Genomic DNA, 18,222 nt, shown 5'->3' on the forward strand with positions numbered 1-18,222 from the left:
ATGACGAATAAAAAACTTTCGGCCAGTTCACAGCGATGGTTGAAGGAACATTTTGATGATCCTTATGTTCACGAGGCACAAAAGAAAGGTTGGCGTTCTCGTGCGATTTTTAAACTCGACGAGATCCAAAATAAAGATAAATTATTACGCCCAGCTATGACCGTTGTTGACTTGGGCGCTGCGCCAGGTAGTTGGTCACAGTACTTAGTTGAAAAAATTGGCATGAAAGGGCAAGTGATCGCTTGCGATATTTTGCCGATGGATTCACTTGCAGGCGTTGACTTTTTACAAGGAGACTTTCGAGAAGAAGCTGTTTTAGATGCGTTATTAAATCGTATTGGCGGAAAAAATGTTGATGTAGTGCTCTCAGACATGGCACCTAACATGAGCGGTAATAGCTCCGTTGACCAAGCTGGAAGCATGTATTTAGTTGAGCTTGCGCTTGATATGTGTCACCAAGTATTAAAGAAAAATGGTGCATTTATTGTAAAAGTATTCCAAGGTGAAGGCTTTGATGAATACCTACAAAATGTACGAAGCAGCTTTAAAGCTGTAAAAATCCGTAAACCCGACGCTTCTCGTGCTCGTTCTCGTGAAGTATTTATAGTAGCGACAGGCTATAAACTGTAGTACAGTTGTCAGGCGTTTAGTTGAATTTAAATTAATTGGATACAAGAGGTTAACCCCTTGAGCGATATGGCGAAAAATCTAATACTCTGGCTGGTCATTGCAGTTGTGCTAATGTCAGTATTTCAGAGCTTTAATGGCGGCGATCAAGTAGATCGTCAAACTAGTTACAGTCAATTTGTAAAAGATGCTAGAAATGGCTCTATACAAGAAGTGGCTATTGAAAGTACCAGTGGCACAATAACTGGTATTAAGTCTAATGGTGAGAAATTTCAAACCATTATGCCTATTTACGATAAAGATATTTTAAATGATCTACTAAAAAGTGATGTGAATGTAAAAGGCGTTAAGCCTGAAGAGCAATCATTTTTAGTAAGTATCTTGATTTCATGGTTCCCGATGTTACTACTGCTTGGTGTATGGATATTCTTCATGCGTCAAATGCAAGGTGGTGGCGGTAAAGGCGCAATGTCGTTTGGTAAAAGCAAAGCGCGCTTAATGAGTGAAGATCAAATTAAAACGACCTTCGCTGATGTTGCAGGTTGCGATGAAGCAAAAGATGATGTGACTGAGTTAGTGGACTTTTTACGAGATCCTTCTAAATTCCAAAAGTTAGGCGGTAGTATTCCTAAAGGCGTACTTATGGTCGGACCTCCTGGTACGGGTAAAACGTTATTAGCGAAAGCTGTTGCCGGTGAAGCCAAAGTACCATTTTTTACTATATCAGGTTCTGATTTCGTTGAGATGTTTGTTGGTGTTGGTGCTTCTCGTGTTCGTGATATGTTTGAACAAGCGAAAAAAGCAGCTCCTTGCATTATTTTCATCGATGAGATTGATGCCGTAGGTCGCAAACGTGGTGCGGGTATGGGCGGTGGTCACGACGAACGTGAGCAAACGCTAAACCAAATGCTTGTAGAAATGGATGGTTTTGAAGGCAATGAAGGTATTATTGTTATTGCAGCGACTAACCGTCCTGACGTATTAGACCCCGCTTTACTTCGTCCAGGTCGTTTTGACCGTCAAGTGGTGGTTGGTTTACCTGATATACGTGGCCGTGAGCAAATACTTAAAGTACATATGCGTAAAGTGCCATTAGGTGATAACGTTGAGGCATCTGTTATCGCACGTGGTACTCCGGGCTTTTCTGGCGCTGACTTAGCAAACCTTGTAAATGAAGCTGCTTTATATGCCGCACGTAGTAATAAACGTGTTGTTAGCATGGCTGAATTTGACGCTGCTAAAGATAAAATCATGATGGGCGCAGAGCGCAAAACCATGGTGATGAGCGAGAAAGAAAAAGAAATGACGGCTTACCATGAGGCGGGACACGCAATTGTTGGCCGCATGGTACCTGAGCATGATCCCGTTTATAAAGTATCGATAATACCTCGTGGCCGTGCCCTTGGTGTAACTATGTACTTACCTGAACAAGATCGTGTTAGTCATTCTAAAGAGTTGCTTGAGTCAATGATTTCAAGTCTCTACGGTGGCCGTATTGCCGAAGCGCTTATTTATGGTGAAGATAAAGTAACTACGGGTGCAAGTAATGACATTGAGCGTGCAACGGATATTGCCCGTAAAATGGTTACACAGTGGGGCCTAAGTGAAAAGTTAGGGCCACTATTGTACGCTGAAGATCAAAACGAGATGTACATGGGTGGCGGCGGTGGTCGTTCTATGAGTATGTCAGATGAAACAGCAAAAGTGATTGATACTGAAGTTCGTTTACTCTCAGATCGTAACTATCAACGCGCCGAAGCAATCTTAAAAGATCATATTGATATATTGCACTCAATGAAAGATGCATTAATGAAGTATGAAACAATTGATGCGAAGCAGATTGATGATTTAATGGCGCGTCAGCCAGTACGTGAACCACGTGATGCACATGATCGTCGTGACACGGCTGATAAAAAACCAGCTCCAGCTGAGACAAAAGCAGAGCCTGTTATTGAAAAAGATGAAAAACCAGCACAAAAAGATGAAACAAATCTTGATGATAAAGCTGAATAACAGTTAAAATAGCTAAACCAAAAGCCCCGATTGTCGGGGCTTTTTTGTAACTTATAAAATAAAGTACAAATATCAATGCAATGGATGTATTGAAGGTGATAGATGACCACAGTTAATTTACCTAGAGGTCGCAATTTACACCTCGACACCCCCGTAATTATGGGGATTCTGAATGTCACCCCTGATTCGTTTTCAGACGGCGGATGCTACTACCAAACTGACAGCGCTGTCATTAAAGCCCAAGATTTATTAGCCGATGGGGCCACTATTTTAGATATTGGTGGTGAGTCAACACGCCCTGGCGCGCCAGATGTCAGTCTCGAAGATGAATTAGCCCGCGTGATCCCCGCCATAGAAGCCATTCGAGCTCACAGTGATAATGTAGTAAATCGTAGCGTCATTTCAATAGACACCAGTAAAAGTGAAGTAATGCGCCAAGCTATTTTAGCGGGGGCAGATATTGTCAATGACGTGCGCGCTCTGCAAGAGCCTCTTGCATTGGAAACGGTGGCACAGTTTCCTGATGTTGCAGTGTGCTTAATGCATATGCAAGGTCAGCCGCGAACAATGCAAACTAATCCGCAGTATGGCGATTTATTTGCAGATATTAATGACTTTTTCAAACAACGTATTAATGCATGTGAAACAGCGGGTGTTCAGCGTGAGCGACTTATTCTCGATCCCGGATTTGGGTTTGGTAAAAGCCTTAATCATAACTATGAATTACTCGCACGGTTTGATGAGTTTAATTGCTTTGGCCTACCTGTTTTAGCTGGGCTATCGCGTAAGTCGATGATTGGCAACTTATTAAATAGAGAAACCAGTGAACGCCTAGCTGGCAGTTTGGCTGGTGCACTAATTTCAGCGCAAAATGGCGCAAAAATAATACGCGTACACGATGTAAAAGAAACCGCAGATGTACTTGCTGTATGGCAGGCCTGTAAAAAAGGAACACACAATGAAAACTAGAAAATATTTTGGCACTGATGGTGTCCGTGGCATGGTGGGTGAGTACCCAATTACGCCAGAATTTGCCCTTAAACTTGGGTGGGCAGCAGGAAAAGTACTATCAAAAAATGGCACAAAAAAAGTCATAATTGGTAAAGATACACGTATATCAGGTTACATGTTAGAAACCTCTCTTGAGGCGGGGCTAATTGCTGCGGGTATCGATGTGGTCTTACTTGGCCCAATGCCTACACCTGCCGTTGCTTATTTAGCTCAGACCTTTCGTGCAGAAGCTGGTATTGTGATCAGTGCATCGCATAATCCTTATCATGATAATGGTATTAAATTTTTCTGCGGTCGCGGTTTAAAATTGGGTGATGAGGTTGAGCTACAAATTGAGGCGATGCTCGATGAGCCAATGACGTGTGTGGCATCAGATAAGCTTGGTAAAGCGCGCCGTCTAGAAAGTGCTGATGGTCGTTATATTGAGTTTTGCAAAAGCCAATTTCCCCAAGGATTATCGCTTGAGGGACTAAAAATAGTACTCGATTGTGCTAATGGCGCAACCTACCATATTGCACCATCTGTAATGCGCGAGTTAGGCGCAGAGATCATTTGCCATGCATGTGAACCCAATGGTGTAAATATCAACTTAGAGTGCGGTGCAACGCATGTTGATGCATTAAAACGTAAAGTGCTTGAACATAATGCCGATGTTGGTATTGCTTACGATGGTGATGGCGATCGTGTGATGATGGTTGATCATAACGGCCGTGTATTTGACGGCGATGACATTGTCTATATTATTGCTTGCCAAGCTGCACAAGATGATATGTTAGGTGGCGGTGTTGTCGGCACTGTTATGTCTAATATGGGGCTTGAAAATGCGCTTAAAGCTAAAGGTATTGATTTTGCTCGAAGTAAAGTCGGGGATCGTTATGTTATGGAGCTTTTACAAGAAAAAGGCTGGAAAATTGGCGGTGAAAGCTCAGGACATGTACTAAACCTTGATCTGATCAGCACCGGTGATGGTATTGTTTCAAGCTTACAAGTGTTGGCAGCAATGGTTGCACAAAACCGCACTCTTAAAGACTTAGGGGCTGGCTTTACTAAGTACCCAATGAAAATGATCAACGTACGCTACAAGGCAGGAACAGATCCAACGCAAGCACCTGAAGTCATCGCTGCGGTTGCGCAAGTTGAAGAGCAACTTGGTGGTAAAGGTCGTGTTCTATTACGAAAATCAGGTACGGAACCTGTTATTCGCGTTATGGTTGAAGCTGAGCAAGAAAAAATAGTGCTGGATAGCGCACAAAAAATTGCCGCAGTTGTTGAATCTATGAGCAAACAAACTGATTAAGAACAATAACCTCTTGTAACTTTGGGCGAGTCGAGTTACTATCTCGCCCGCTTTCTTATGTGGAGTGGAAAAATGGCAATACGCAAGCCAATGGTCGCAGGCAATTGGAAAATGAACGGCTCGAAAGAGTTAGTACAGCAATTATCTGACGCAATCAACAACGTAAAATCAGATAAGATCGACGTTGTGATCTTTCCACCTTATCCATTGTTACCAATGCTAACAGCAGCGGGTGTAACAACTGGGGCGCAAACAGTTTCAGAAAATGAAGCTGGTGCATTTACTGGTGAAGTTGATGCGCAATTAATTAAAGATTTAGGTGGCGAATATACGTTAGTTGGTCACTCTGAACGCCGTAATATTTATGGCGAAAGCAATGACACTGTAGCGGCTAAATTTTCTCGCGCCCAACAAGTGGGCTTGACACCTATTTTATGTGTTGGAGAAAGCGAAGAGCAACGCGAACAAGGTCAAACTGAATTAGTCGTTGCTGCACAAATTGATGCGGTAATTGATAAATTAGGTCTAGCAGCACTGAAAGATTCTGTGATAGCATATGAGCCCGTTTGGGCCATTGGCACAGGTAAGACTGCATCGCCTGAACAAGCACAAAATGTGCACAAATTTATCCGTGATAAAATTGCTGATAAAAACAGTGATTTAGCACAAGGGTTGACCATCCTTTATGGTGGCAGCGTAAATGAAAAAAATAGCGAATTATTATTTGCACAACCAGATATAGATGGTGGCCTAATTGGTGGCGCTAGTCTAAAAGCAGGCTTATTCACTGCTATCTGCGAAAGTGCAAAAGGGACCGTGTAAGATGTACGAAATTTTATTAGTAGTTTATTTAGTTGTGGCTTTAGCGCTTGTTGGAATGGTATTAATTCAGCAGGGCAAAGGCGCAGACATGGGTTCATCATTTGGTGCTGGCGCTTCTGCAACCGTTTTTGGTTCGTCAGGTGCTGGTAACTTCATGACTAAAACAACAACAATCTTAGCTACAATATTTTTTGTACTAAGTATTGTGCTGGGTAACTTAACCGCAGGTCAAATAAAAAGTGGTGACCAGTGGGATGACCTATCACAAGAAGAGACGGTTGTACCTGTTAGTGTTGATGCGCCTAAAGCTGAAACAAAAGAAGAGACTCACGTACCTAATTAATTCTTTAGTTAATAATTAGTTACTTGTTAAACGATTTACAGACCTCGCGTAAATCACTAAGTTTAACACATAAAGCAAAAGCTTTAAAAATGCGGTTGTGGTGGAATTGGTAGACACGCTACCTTGAGGGGGTAGTGCTTTAGGGCGTGGGGGTTCAAGTCCCCCCAACCGCACCATATTATAAAACCCAGTAACAGTAATGTTACTGGGTTTTTTTGTCAGTAGGCTATGCACAGCTCTGTATAATACCAATCAGCATAAATATTTGAACAATTTAACGAATTAAATCACGCTATAACGTCGTTAAAAATTTTTTATTTAGAACAATTAGGGCGTGTTGACCTTTGTGGATTGAAATTTGTTCAATCTAGGGGCGATTTAATCGCGGCGCGAGGTTTGTAACCTAGCGGGCTAAGTAAAAACCGAGCAAAGCTTCCGCGTCCTGCTCACGGCCCTTACCTACATCCGTGTAGGTAACAAAGAGTCAATCGCCCCTAGGAAGAACCCTTTGGGCAGCGCATGTTTGGCATTTATACTGCGTTATCGCCTATTTATGGGGAACAACCACACTGCATAGGCGCTGCCTTGCCTAAATACCAAACATACTGCTGTAAAATTAATGACGAAAGGTCAACACGCCCTAGATATAAAAATTTTTGCCTAGTTTTCTTGTCATTAAATAGACCCCATATCTACCCAGATTGGTATAATCCTAATTGCATTAAATAAGTATTTTGCTATAGCGATAAAAAATAACTAATTAAGCAATACAAATAAATTATGGCGTAACGTTGTTCTCGCGATTGCTTTTGGATTTCCCTACTTTGAGTATATAAGTGATTTTAACGCAGTTAATTATTGAGCGGATTACTCGCTAGAAAAATCACGATTTTAATAAAGTAGCTATAATAAGTCACATAATTAAGATGATAACGCCAAAATAGTATTTATTTTCCTTAAATTCAGCAAAATCACATTAAAAAGCTAGAAAAATTACAAATATAGTTAACACTTATAGCTAATAGGCCGATAATACGTATAGCTAAAATAATAGGGTAAATAGTATGGCTTCAAGCTTATCTTTTCAAAATATCAGTATCACTAAAAAAATTCATGCGATCACTAGTATTGCCGTGATTGCATTTGTGGTGATAGTGTTGAATAACTATATTGCCATGGATGACAATCGTGTTTCATTAGATGAATTAGAAAAAACATCTTATCAGGTCGTTAAACTAACATCTGCTAATGTAGGGCTTCTTGAAAAACTTGATGAGCTTTACACACAGGCGGTTACTTTTGGCGAACAAGATCTCGTTGATAAAGCCACCAAAACATATTCAAATTTAACAGAGAATCTGGATTCAATTAGTTCTCTCAGTTCAAACTATATTGATAATCAGGCTCGTAATCAGTTGTCTAATTACTCAAAAATATCATCTCAAATTGCAAATGATATGATCAACGGGACTGCTGACTTTGAGAAAATTCAGCAACAGGCAAAATCAAAAACAACGATGTATAACTCGGTACTACAAAGTTTTAAATCTGCGCAACAACGTGCAGATGATCGCTTCTTTGAATTAGTACAAAGCACTAAGTTGCGCTCAGATAATGCGTTAACGTTAATGTTAGTTGTTTCGTTTGTTTCTCTATTACTATTACTTTTTATGGCAATTTTAATTGCAAGAGGAATAGGTTCAGCTGCAAGTGATGCTGCAGATAATTTACGTCTCCTTGGAGAAGGTAAAGGGTCATTAAGTACTCAGCTCGCAGTGCGTTCAGAAGATGAGATAGGCCAAGTTGCAATTAATTTCAATATTTTTATAGCGCTATTGAAAAAATCAGTTCTCGATGTAATGTCAGTGTGTGAACCCCTCATGGAAAACTCAACACGCTTAGTGCAAGGTATGGAACAAGCTGAAAAAGCAACCGCTAAACAAACTACAGAGGCTGAAGTTGTAAAGCAATCTATGGAAGAAATGAAGCAAAGTGTTGGAGATATCTCTCAATCTGCTGCGAATGCATCGAGGGCTGCGCAAACGGCGGAAAAAGAAGTAGAGCAAAGCCGCTCTCAAATAGAAACGGCTGTTTCAGAGTCTAAAACATTAAGTAATGAGATAAACCATGCAGCTACAACGATTAATAAATTGGCTGACGATACGAAGAATGTAACGCAAATTTTAAATGTGATTACTGCGATAGCAGAGCAGACTAATCTTCTTGCGCTTAACGCTGCGATAGAGGCGGCTCGTGCGGGTGAACAAGGGCGTGGTTTTGCTGTGGTAGCAGATGAAGTTCGTGAGCTTGCCTCACGTACAGCAAAATCAACAAATGAAATTCGTGAGCTACTAAACACTTTAACAAGTGCTGCTAATGAATCAGTAAGTGCAATGACATCAGCGCGAGATATGGCAACAAACAATGCAATTGCGGCAGAGAGTACAGGTATATCGATTGAAAAAATTGCCGAGCAAATGCTTGAAATCAATGGAATGAACTCGCAAATTGCCGCTGCAACAGAAGAGCAAACATCTGTGGCTGCAATGGTTGTTGAGAATGTTTCGAACATGCATATGTCATTTGAAGATACAATGCAGTCACTTGCTGCAGTAAGAGATGTGGCTAAAAATCTACATTATCTATCTGATAACTTATTAGATGCTACTGCTAAATTTAAAGTTGAGTAATCTACTTAAGTATTAAAACTTTAATAGGTTAGGGCGTGTTGACCTTTCATGATTGATTTTGCAGCAGTCTATTTAGTATTTAGGCAAGGCAGCACCTATGGTGTGGGGTTGTTCCCCATAAATAGGCGATAACGCAGTATAAATGCCTTTAAAATCCAATACCTGAGGGTATTGGATTTTTTACGTCTACAGACTGAAAGAGCGGTTTATTTTATTTAACCTGAACTTAGGTTATTTAGCTCTCAACACTGACAGCTTGTAGTGATTCACTTTGATAACAACCTAATATACGCACATACTGGGTGTGCTTTTTGAGTTCTTCAAAGGCTTGTTTTACTTGGCTGTCGACTAAATTTGCTTCTAGATCTACATAAAATACCTCTTCCCATGGATTACCAGGAACAGGGCGGGATTCTAATTTCACCAAATTAATATTGTGGTGTTTAAAAATCATTAAGGCATCAGCAAGTGAGCCTGCTTGCTGCTTTGTTGCCATAATCAAGCTTGTTTTTGTTGGGATCTGTTTTGATACTTGTAACGGTTTACGTGCAACAACGATGAAGCGGCTATGGTTTTCACGCTGATTAGCAAGGCCAGACTTTATGACTTCTAAACCTACGTTTTTGCCTGCCTGAGCTGAACCAATCGCTGCGCTATTTGGTGTATCTAAAGCTAACTGTAGAGCACTGGAAGTTGAATCACAGGTTTCGTGTTGAATATCACCTAGCCCTTGTAAAAAACGGCTACACTGCGCAAATGGCTGTGGGTGAGCAAAAATTTTAGTGAGTTGACTAAGTTCAGTCTCAGGGGTCACTAATAAACAGTGTTCTACGCTATGTGTGACTTCACCAACAATCGACACTTGGGCGTGCTGTAATAAGTCAAACACTTCATTGATACTACCTGAACTGGTATTTTCAATGGGCAGTAGACCGTAATCAGCTTGGCCACTCTCAACTTTTCCAGTTATCTGCTCAAAGCTAGAACAACCCATTTCGACTAGTTTACCTGGGCGACGACTAAAGTATTTATGACACGCTAATTGGCTATAAGAACCTTGCCCACCTAAATAAGCCACGCGATGAGTTTCATTCATCACCCCAGGGTTAAGGTTTTTTTGTAACATAGCTTGTTGATTTAAAACTGAATCTTCAAGAATTGTTTGAAAAACGTTATTTACATAATACGCATCTAAACCAAGAGACTTACCATAACCTATAAGCTTCTCAAGTAAGGCGTGTTCACGGGCTTCGTCACGGATAGGTTTATTATTGGCAATTTTATATTCAACAACACCATGACTAATACGGCGGCGCTTTGCCAACAAAACGAGCAGGTCAGAGTCAATTTCATTGATATCATGTCTAAGTGAATTAAGTACTTCATTTGTCATTTTGGGTTCCTCATTCCAAAAGTTACCTTTGCAGGTAATACAAATAAAAAAGCCTCCCAGTTGGGAGGCTTTGCTATTCGGTTGATTAAATCTCGCAAACAGGTAAGCCTCTTCTATTCAATAAAGAAAAAGAAGCTAAAAAATGAAAAGGTAGTGTGCGAGAATTTTCTGTTCATGGCTTTAATGTATGGAGAGTAGGCTATAAAGTCAACACTCTATCGGACTTTTATCAATAACTATGAATGTTTATTTTTTTACTTGGTTTTTTTTAGCTATATTCACAAAAAATTTATAAATCTAAATAGGGATCTGGTATATTTCTTCTTGTTGATTCAAATAATAACAATTATTAATAAAAATAAGGTTGGCCTGTGGTATATCGACGCCCACCATCACGTTTTGGTGTGAATTCATTAAGTATGAAGTTATCACTACTTATCTCAGCAATTTGTTTGATTGCTGGTATTTGTGCTGCCGCTTTGATGCTTAAATCAGAAGAAAAGCAATTAGTGTTTGAAGAGCATGAAATGCTCAAACACTCTAGTGAACGTTTGATTCGTCAATTTAATAACTTAGTCAAAACAAAAGTTAATATAGCGGAGCAGGCAAATAACGTTGTCACCAATCAATTATTTTATGATTCATCTCAGTTGGTCAGCAATCAAAATGCTAAACTAAGCTTTGATACCGACGGCACTATTCGAAGCGCCGCTGAAGATGGTTTATCGGCGGCTTTTATGCCGCAGTCTAAATTTACTCCTTTTTATAAAAAGCTAATTAACGACTCTGAATCACTTTGGAAGATCGTATCACCAACATTAACTCAAGATTTTTTTAACTTTTATCTTGTTACCAAAGATAACTTTATTCGCATAGCCCCACCAAATTGGGCATTGAATGTCACAGGAAGTCATCAATTTACAAGCCGCACTAGCTTTAATTATGCACAAGAAGCACTCAATCCAACACGTGAGGCTGTCTGGTCAAAGGTTTACTACGATGAAATTTGGCATAAATGGGTTATCAGCGTGCTTGTGCCAATTTATTTGGAAAATAATTTTTTAGGTGTTACCGGCAGCGATTTGGCATTAAATACGCTGATCTCTCAGTTACCAATAGGTGACAATGAGCAGCACTTATTTGTGTTTGATGGGCAAGGGCAATTATTGGCACACCCAAAGTTAAATGAAAGTATTTATGAACAATATGGTCAGGCTGGGAGATCGTTATTAACGAATGATTTTGTTAATGGGTCATTACAGGAGCTAATTAATCAAACGATCAAAATGCGCCTACCAGAGTATGCTGATTCGTTTATTCAAGACAATGAAACACATATTATCAATATTAGAAAAGTTGAACATTTAGATTGGTATATAGGTATTTATAAAAAACGTTCATCTGCACTGTCAGCATTAGAAGAATTGAAAGTGAAGTTTTTTGGATTGTTTATTCTCTATGCAATACTTGTCGCTTTATTATTACATCAAGCACTTTACCAGCTTGTGCTGCGTCGTATTCATTCACTGGTAAATGCTGTAACAAGTTTTGGTAAAGGTCATTTACAAATAGAGTTTCCAAAAGCGAATAAAGATGAAATTGGCACGCTTAATGGCTCGTTTCGTGATATGGCGGTTGAGATCCGTAAATTAATAGACGGTTTAAACCAACGTATCATAGAGAAGGAAATTGCAGAAAAAGCCGCTAACAAGTTATCCAAAGCGGTAGCATTCTCTGGTACGGGGGTAGTGATAACTGATCAAAATTTTGTTATTGAATATGTAAATCCAAAAATGCTAGAAATGAGTGGCTTTGATGAAAGTCACTTTATGCAATCACCTTTACTAAGTATTATTGCCACTGAGATGGCTATTTTGGTTGATGATATAGATGTTGATTTACGCAGCCGAAATTATTGGCGTGGCGACACCTTGATCCAAGGGAAAGGGAAAAAGCCAATTTGGGTATCCTTGAGCATTTCCCCAATTAGAGAAGAGGGTGGGTTAATCTCAAGCTATGTTGCATCTGCTCAAGATATTTCATTTGTAAAAGAAAGCCAGCGAAAAATGGAGCAGTTGGCATACTTTGATACGTTAACAGGGTTAGCTAATCGTACTTTTTTCAGAATGCAGCTTCGTAAATCAATGGCATTAGCAGAACGAGGGCATTATGCTTTTGCTTTATTTTATTTTGATTTAGATGAGTTTAAACGCATTAATGACACGCTAGGGCATGATGCGGGAGATCAGCTGCTTGTTGAAGTTGCAAATCGCTTAAAGAAACGACTTCGAGCTGAAGATACCATTGCGCGTTTAGGTGGCGATGAATTTGCCGTGCTACTAAGTGGTATTGAACGCCAAGAGCATGCAATGGATGTAGCCAACACGATTCAAAAAACCCTTAATGTGCCAATAATGCTTGGAAATAATGAAGTAATTATTAGTGCCAGTATTGGTATTACAATGGCGCCATATGATAGCCAAGAAGAAGATCAATTATTAAAGCATGCTGATCTGGCAATGTATGAGGCAAAAGCAAAAGGGCGAAATACTTACCACTTTTATAGCCAAGAACTCAATGCAGCAGCTAATGAAAGGCTATTCATTGAAAATGAACTACGTTTAGCCCTTAAAGAGAAGCAGTTTGTGCTTTACTATCAACCTCAAGTTGACAGCAAAACACAACATGTAGTCGGTTATGAGGCACTTATACGTTGGTTCCATCCAACACAGGGCATGATCCCGCCAACAAAATTTATACCAATAGCAGAAGCGACGGGCTTAATTGTAGAGTTAGGTGCCTGGGTATTGCAGGAGTCATGCGAGTTTGCTGCAAGATTAGCTGCACAAGGGCGAGAGAATAATATTTCAATAAACCTGTCAGCTCGTCAGTTTAAAGACGCTAATTTAGTGCCCTTGCTAGCATCAATGATAAGACAAACAAATGTACCAGCTAGGCGATTGCACTTAGAGCTGACTGAAAGCATGTTGATGGGGAATGTTGAAGCGGCAATTACGCAATTACATCAATTAAAAGCGTTAGGGGTGTCAATTTCTATTGATGATTTTGGGACAGGTTATTCGTCACTGAGTTATTTAAAGCGTTTCCCAGTTGATATTCTAAAAGTAGACCGTTCGTTTGTAAAAGATATACCCGAAGATACAAACGATATGGAAATTACCGCAGCAATCATCGCAATGGCGCAAAAGTTAAAACTAAATGTTGTAGCTGAAGGCGTAGAGACAATAGAGCAAGTGGCGTTTTTACAGAACAACAATTGCTTCATAGTTCAAGGGTATTATTACAGCCCGCCAATTCCTGAAAGTGAGCTTCCTAAGTTATTTGAAAAGCTCAATGACACAATAAGATAAGCACTTTAAAAGGCACCATGCAAGGTGCCTTTTTCATAGATATACCCAAACCACCTTAGGATGTAGACTTCAGCGTTTCACTGGTGTTTATAATATCAAGGCGTTACTTTGCAACAATGGCAGTCCCTTTAAGAAGTAACAACGATGAGAGTAAGCGCCGGTGAAATGCCCAAAGGATTGGTTTAAAAGCGATTTATTTGCAATCAATGCCTTGCCTAAATCGCTTTTAATTCCAACTGAAACTTGTATATTGAGGTGGTTAGGGTATAAAGCAGGTTTACCCAATTGCTGGAATAAGTCCCGCCATTTGCAACCCCTGAGCACTAATTATGAGCACTCCACATAGGCCCGCTACCATTAGCCCTATGTTACCGCCTCGAACTGTGTAGCCTTTACGGTTGTTGTTGCTATTACGTTGCTTATAAACCATCGTAACAGGCAAAAAAACAGCCAATACAACAAGTGCAATAGCAGCATAGCCCAATGCCATTATAAACCCTTGAGGATAGAAAAGTGCAAAGCCAAGAGGTGGAATAAACGTGATTAAAGCGGTTTTTATTCTGTCTCTGCTGCCATCACCTTTTTTAAATGCATCAGCAAAAAAGTCAAACAACCCTAAGCTCACACCCAAGAATGAAGTTGCCAACGCTAAATCGGCAAATAAATTAACGGCGGTTGCCACGGCTGAATTATTTGCAATATTTGCCATGCTAGCAACAAAACCGGGTAACCCTGTACTTTTTAGTAACTCTGCTTGGCTCATCATACCTTGGCTAATTAGCTGCCAAAATATATAAATCACTAAAGGCAGCGCAGCGCCTGTTATCATTACACGACGAAGTGTTTTAATATCAAGGCCTACATATTTTACGATAGACGGAATAGAGCCATGAAAACCAAAAGAGGTAAATATAACAGGAATAGCGGATAGAATAAGCCCTTGTTCAATTGGCATTTCGAGTAAATGCTGACCATGAACGTAAGGGGTTAGCATGTAAAATAGGCTAGCAAGTACAACTATTTTAATGCTAAACAGCACACGGTTTAGCTTATCAACCTTGCTTGTGCCCATAGTAACAACTGTGCCGATAACAATTGCGAGAATGATAGAACCTATTTGTGGGGCAATATCAAAATTGAAAGCATTGTTTATTTTTTCTTGTAGTTGCGCGCCGCCACCGGCGATATAAGCTGCACAGAGCGCGTAAAACAAAAACATGACAGAAAAGTTAGCCACGTATTGCCCACGCTTGCCAAGCCAAGATTTAGCTAACGTATTGAGCGTAGCATCACGATCGGCATGTTGATGTAATTCCAGCATGAGTAGCGCCGTATAGGTCATTAGTACCCATGTAGCAATGATTAAACTTAATGCAGTTGTAAACCCTAATCCTGCGGATGCGATAGGAAGCGCGAGCATCCCTGCGCCTATAGTGGTACCTGCAACAATTAACATGCTGCCTATTGTTTTATTTTTAAGCACTTTTTGCCCCTAAAACTACGTGAGAGGCAGGCAAGATATAACTAGTTGAAGCAAACTTAAATAGTTTTGTTATAAATCAAAGAAATTAACTGTAACTTATGATTTACAAGCATAGTATCTAGTACGCGTTTTTAGCGACTGCGTGGCATAATAAAAAGCAGTAAAGAGTGTTGACTTATTAACCAGTTCTGGTATTTCTATTAGTTCAAAATAATATTTGTTTAAGATAACTATAAACATGCATCAAACTAACCGACTACTAACTCTATCATGTTCATGGCTGGCTTCATCAGTCATGTATGTGCGTATGGGTAGCGGTCTGGTATAGTTTTTATATTTTAGCCGCGATTTCAAAGCGGTTAGAATTATCCTCCTTTCCTCTTTTACATCGCTCTTTAAAGGAATTATCGTGTGAACGTAAAAGCGTCGTATTTGTTGATGGTGTTGATTTGGTCAACAACGCCTTTAGGCATTGTTTTTAGTAGTGAAACTGTTGCGCCGACTTTAGCTGTGCTCATGCGCATGCTAATAGGCTTAGTTTTAGCCGCTTTTGTTGTTGCTATAGCAAATATTCGTGTGCCATGGCATCGCCGCGCATGCTTTTTATATGGTTATTCGAGTATTGGCATCTACGGTGGCATGTTACTCAGTTATATGGCTGCCAAAACAGTACCATCAGGCATTATTTCTTTGATGTTTGGTTTAGCCCCCATATTGTCGGGCTTATTGGCACAGCGCCTTTTAAACGAGCCAAAATTTAGTCTTATAAAAATTATCGCTCTTGGTTTTGCTCTACTTGGGTTGTTTTTAGTGAGTGCAAAGCATATTCAAGGTTCTTTAATGCAGCTACAAGGTTTACTGTATGTGTTTATGGCAGTATGCTTTTTTAGCCTCAGTGGCGTGATGATTAAGCGCGTAAAAATAGCAATTCATCCGATGGCAACAACCTTTGGCGCATTAGTATTTGTAACCCCTTTATTTTTTATTACATGGTGGATTGTTGATGGGCAATTACAAAGCCATTTATGGAGCGCAAAATCGCTCTGGTCAATAGTCTATTTAGGTGTGTTTGGCTCTCTTATTGGCGCTTTGGCATATTTTCATGTGCTGCAAAAGTTGCCAGCAAGCACGGTGGCCTTAACAACATTGATCACACCAAGCTTCGCGATTGGTTTAGGTGCATGGTTAAATGATGAATCAGTTGATCAACAGCTCATTATAGGTGCGGTGATCATATTAATGAGCTTGGCGGTGTTCCAATTTGGTGAAAATTGGATGAAAAAAAGAGTTAAGTTAAGAAAACTTAACTCTTAAATATTATTGAAAGTATAGTTAGGGCGTGTCTTCAGCGCGATTTAATCACCTCTAGATTGAACAAGCTTTAATCATTGAAGGTTAGCACGTCCTAATTTTTAACTACATTTTTGCTATTTGAATAACTAAGCGTCGGTTTTTGTCTCGACCTAAAATATTATCGTTAGTGGCTACGTGGCGCTTTTCGCCAAAACCTTGGGTTTCGACCTTGGCTTCATCAATACCTAAACTGACCATATAATCTTTTATAGCTTTAGCGCGTTTTTTTGAAAGCTCTAAGTTGTTCCAGCGTCCACCGTAGCTGTCGGTATAGGATGCAATAGAAATAGACGCAATCCCCGTATCGTACTTTAAATACTCAGCAATTTTGTCTAAGCGCTGTTGAGATGATTTTGTCAGCTTACTTGTGTTTGGTTGGTAATTCATTACGGTAAATGAAATGTCCTCAAAGCTATAAGGTAATAACTCGTCGCGACATTGTAAAAAAGCCCAATAGGCTTGTTTGAAATTGATGCTTGATAAACCAACGGCAATTTTATCGGCACTGTTTTGCCAGTCTTGGTAATAAAAAGTTGGATAATAGCCTTTCTCAAGTTCTGTGAGCATTTCCCACGCTGTTTTATTTCCAAGTTCACCATCAAACTTTCTAAGTAGTTTCATATTAGCTAAGTCGCGAGCGGGTAATCCTGCTCGCCAAGTTGGCGGCACTGCTTTTAATCCCGCAATAGCGTAATTATCTGGGCGCACAACCATATCAAGATTGAAAGTAACATTTTTGTTTTTACTGGCATCAGCACTGAAAATTGCCTCACCATAGTAAGGAACCTCATGATTTAACTGACATTGTAAACGAGTGGTTTTAACGACTTCCCATTGTGAGTTATCTGCCGTCGCAGTGTATTGGCGCATCGCAGCGCTCGCCGTATTTGACAGGCATACAGTTGCAATGCTTAGACTGATAAACAGCATTGAAAGCTTCATCGCGGGATCTCCAACAATTTATTTACGCCAATATCTTGGCAAAGACTGCATTTACAAAGGCACTAAGCCATCATAATGTCGTTAGCTAGTTAAATAAAGCAAGTTATATGCCTAAATGTAAGCGTTAAATTAATCGGTAAAGCCCTAGCACAGGAGCTATGATTTTTGACATAATAGCCAGCTTACTCTGGCAAACCAAGAATACTATGGCAAATACTGAACAAACTCTTTTCGCAAAACGCTTTCGTGGCTTTTTCCCGGTGGTTATTGATGTTGAAACTGCGGGCTTTAATAAAGTAACCGATGCACTGCTAGAAATTGCGGTGTCAGTATTAAAAATGGACGATGATGGGCTGCTAAGCATTGATCACACGGTTCATTTTCATGTAGAACCATTTGAAGGGGCTAATATTGAACAAGCCGCAATTGACTTCAACGGTATAGACCCATTTTCGCCATTACGCGGTGCAGTACCTGAAGAAGAAGCAATTAAAGAAATTTGTAAAGTTGTGCGCAAAGCTCAAAAAGCCGCAGGCTGTCAGCGATCAGTGATTGTGGCCCATAATGCTGCATTTGATCATGGTTTTTTAAATGCATCAATTGAGCGTAACAATATTAAACGTACGCCTTTTCATCCTTTTGTAAGTTTTGATACTACTTCACTGGCAGGCTTAGCACTTGGTCAAACAGTATTAGCAAAAGCATGCAGAGCGGCAGGTATTGAGTTTGATAACCAACAAGCTCATTCAGCACTTTATGATACAGAGCGTACTGCTGAACTTTATTGCTTCATTGTTAATCGTTGGCAAGAACTCGGTGGCTGGCCGCTAGCAGAAGAAGTGCTAGATGATTCAGAGGGAAGTATTTAAAGTGATGA

The 18,222-nt window shown here is 40.0% G+C and carries 13 protein-coding genes and 1 tRNA gene; 11 read left to right on the forward strand and 3 right to left on the reverse strand.

The genetic code is table 11. The features are described from left to right. The 8 genes from rlmE to HJP15_RS05045 all read left to right on the forward strand — a co-directional run bounded on the left by rlmE (position 1) and on the right by HJP15_RS05045 (position 8,803). A complete protein-coding gene (gene rlmE / locus HJP15_RS05010) occupies positions 1-630 on the forward strand; it encodes a 23S rRNA (uridine(2552)-2'-O)-methyltransferase RlmE (RefSeq protein WP_054203246.1) in 630 nt (209 codons plus the stop codon). 57 nt (positions 631-687) lie between these two features. After that, positions 688-2,640, forward strand: coding sequence for an ATP-dependent zinc metalloprotease FtsH (gene ftsH / locus HJP15_RS05015; protein ID WP_170173177.1), 1,953 nt, complete (start codon positions 688-690; stop codon positions 2,638-2,640). Between the two features lie 102 nt (positions 2,641-2,742). Next, the gene (gene folP / locus HJP15_RS05020; RefSeq protein WP_170173178.1) at positions 2,743-3,609 is read left to right on the forward strand and encodes a dihydropteroate synthase; all 867 of its coding nucleotides are present in this window, start codon (positions 2,743-2,745) and stop codon (positions 3,607-3,609) included. Beyond that, positions 3,599-4,948, forward strand: a complete 1,350-nt coding sequence (gene glmM, locus HJP15_RS05025; RefSeq protein WP_054203243.1) for a phosphoglucosamine mutase — start codon at positions 3,599-3,601, stop codon at positions 4,946-4,948. Before folP ends, glmM begins: the two co-directional genes overlap by 11 nt. Positions 4,949-5,020: 72 nt before the next feature. Beyond that, entirely contained in the window at positions 5,021-5,770 is a 750-nt protein-coding gene (tpiA, locus tag HJP15_RS05030; protein WP_054203242.1) for a triose-phosphate isomerase, read from the forward strand. 1 nt (position 5,771) lies between these two features. Beyond that, entirely contained in the window at positions 5,772-6,113 is a 342-nt protein-coding gene (gene secG, locus HJP15_RS05035) for a preprotein translocase subunit SecG (protein ID WP_054203241.1), read from the forward strand. Positions 6,114-6,204: 91 nt separating this feature from the next. Beyond that, positions 6,205-6,289: transfer RNA gene (locus HJP15_RS05040), tRNA-Leu, on the forward strand. 888 nt (positions 6,290-7,177) lie between these two features. Then, a complete protein-coding gene (locus HJP15_RS05045) occupies positions 7,178-8,803 on the forward strand; it encodes a methyl-accepting chemotaxis protein (RefSeq protein WP_054203240.1) in 1,626 nt (541 codons plus the stop codon). Positions 8,804-9,038: 235 nt separating this feature from the next. On the opposite strand, the gene HJP15_RS05050 is transcribed toward HJP15_RS05045, so the two are convergent. Beyond that, positions 9,039-10,196, reverse strand: a complete 1,158-nt coding sequence (locus tag HJP15_RS05050; protein WP_054203239.1) for a chorismate mutase — start codon at positions 10,194-10,196, stop codon at positions 9,039-9,041. 371 nt (positions 10,197-10,567) lie between these two features. Between HJP15_RS05050 and HJP15_RS05055 the strand changes: the two genes are divergently transcribed. Continuing rightward, a complete protein-coding gene (locus HJP15_RS05055; protein ID WP_170173179.1) occupies positions 10,568-13,567 on the forward strand; it encodes an EAL domain-containing protein in 3,000 nt (999 codons plus the stop codon). Between the two features lie 277 nt (positions 13,568-13,844). Here the strand turns inward: HJP15_RS05055 and HJP15_RS05060 are convergent, their stop codons facing one another. Beyond that, entirely contained in the window at positions 13,845-15,050 is a 1,206-nt protein-coding gene (locus tag HJP15_RS05060) for an aromatic amino acid transport family protein (protein ID WP_082355695.1), read from the reverse strand. 411 nt (positions 15,051-15,461) lie between these two features. Here HJP15_RS05060 and HJP15_RS05065 point away from each other — a divergent pair, with 411 nt between their 5' ends. Continuing rightward, a complete protein-coding gene (locus tag HJP15_RS05065; protein ID WP_054454991.1) occupies positions 15,462-16,364 on the forward strand; it encodes a DMT family transporter in 903 nt (300 codons plus the stop codon). Positions 16,365-16,466: 102 nt separating this feature from the next. Here the strand turns inward: HJP15_RS05065 and HJP15_RS05070 are convergent, their stop codons facing one another. After that, the gene (locus tag HJP15_RS05070; RefSeq protein WP_054203236.1) at positions 16,467-17,345 is read right to left on the reverse strand and encodes a flagellar protein MotY; all 879 of its coding nucleotides are present in this window, start codon (positions 17,343-17,345) and stop codon (positions 16,467-16,469) included. Positions 17,346-17,551: 206 nt separating this feature from the next. Between HJP15_RS05070 and rnt the strand changes: the two genes are divergently transcribed. Beyond that, positions 17,552-18,214 (forward strand): ribonuclease T, encoded by a 663-nt coding sequence (rnt, locus tag HJP15_RS05075; protein ID WP_054203468.1) that lies wholly within the window; start codon positions 17,552-17,554, stop codon positions 18,212-18,214. The last annotated feature ends 8 nt before the right edge of the window (positions 18,215-18,222 follow it).

It is taken from the genome of Pseudoalteromonas sp. NEC-BIFX-2020_002 (assembly GCF_013002825.1).
In the GTDB taxonomy this organism is placed as follows: Bacteria; Pseudomonadota; Gammaproteobacteria; order Enterobacterales; family Alteromonadaceae; genus Pseudoalteromonas; species Pseudoalteromonas neustonica.

Bases quoted from the DNA above. Each gene is read 5' to 3' on its own strand.
- rlmE (WP_054203246.1), top strand. From the start codon at position 1: ATGACGAATAAAAAACTTTCGGCCAGTTCACAGCGATGGTTGAAGGAA.
- tpiA (WP_054203242.1), top strand. From the start codon at position 5,021: ATGGCAATACGCAAGCCAATGGTCGCAGGCAATTGGAAAATGAACGGC.
- rnt (WP_054203468.1), top strand. From the start codon at position 17,552: ATGGCAAATACTGAACAAACTCTTTTCGCAAAACGCTTTCGTGGCTTT.
- folP (WP_170173178.1), top strand. From the start codon at position 2,743: ATGACCACAGTTAATTTACCTAGAGGTCGCAATTTACACCTCGACACC.
- glmM (WP_054203243.1), top strand. From the start codon at position 3,599: ATGAAAACTAGAAAATATTTTGGCACTGATGGTGTCCGTGGCATGGTG.
- HJP15_RS05050 (WP_054203239.1), bottom strand. From the start codon at position 10,196: ATGACAAATGAAGTACTTAATTCACTTAGACATGATATCAATGAAATT.
- secG (WP_054203241.1), top strand. From the start codon at position 5,772: ATGTACGAAATTTTATTAGTAGTTTATTTAGTTGTGGCTTTAGCGCTT.
- HJP15_RS05070 (WP_054203236.1), bottom strand. From the start codon at position 17,345: ATGAAGCTTTCAATGCTGTTTATCAGTCTAAGCATTGCAACTGTATGC.
- HJP15_RS05045 (WP_054203240.1), top strand. From the start codon at position 7,178: ATGGCTTCAAGCTTATCTTTTCAAAATATCAGTATCACTAAAAAAATT.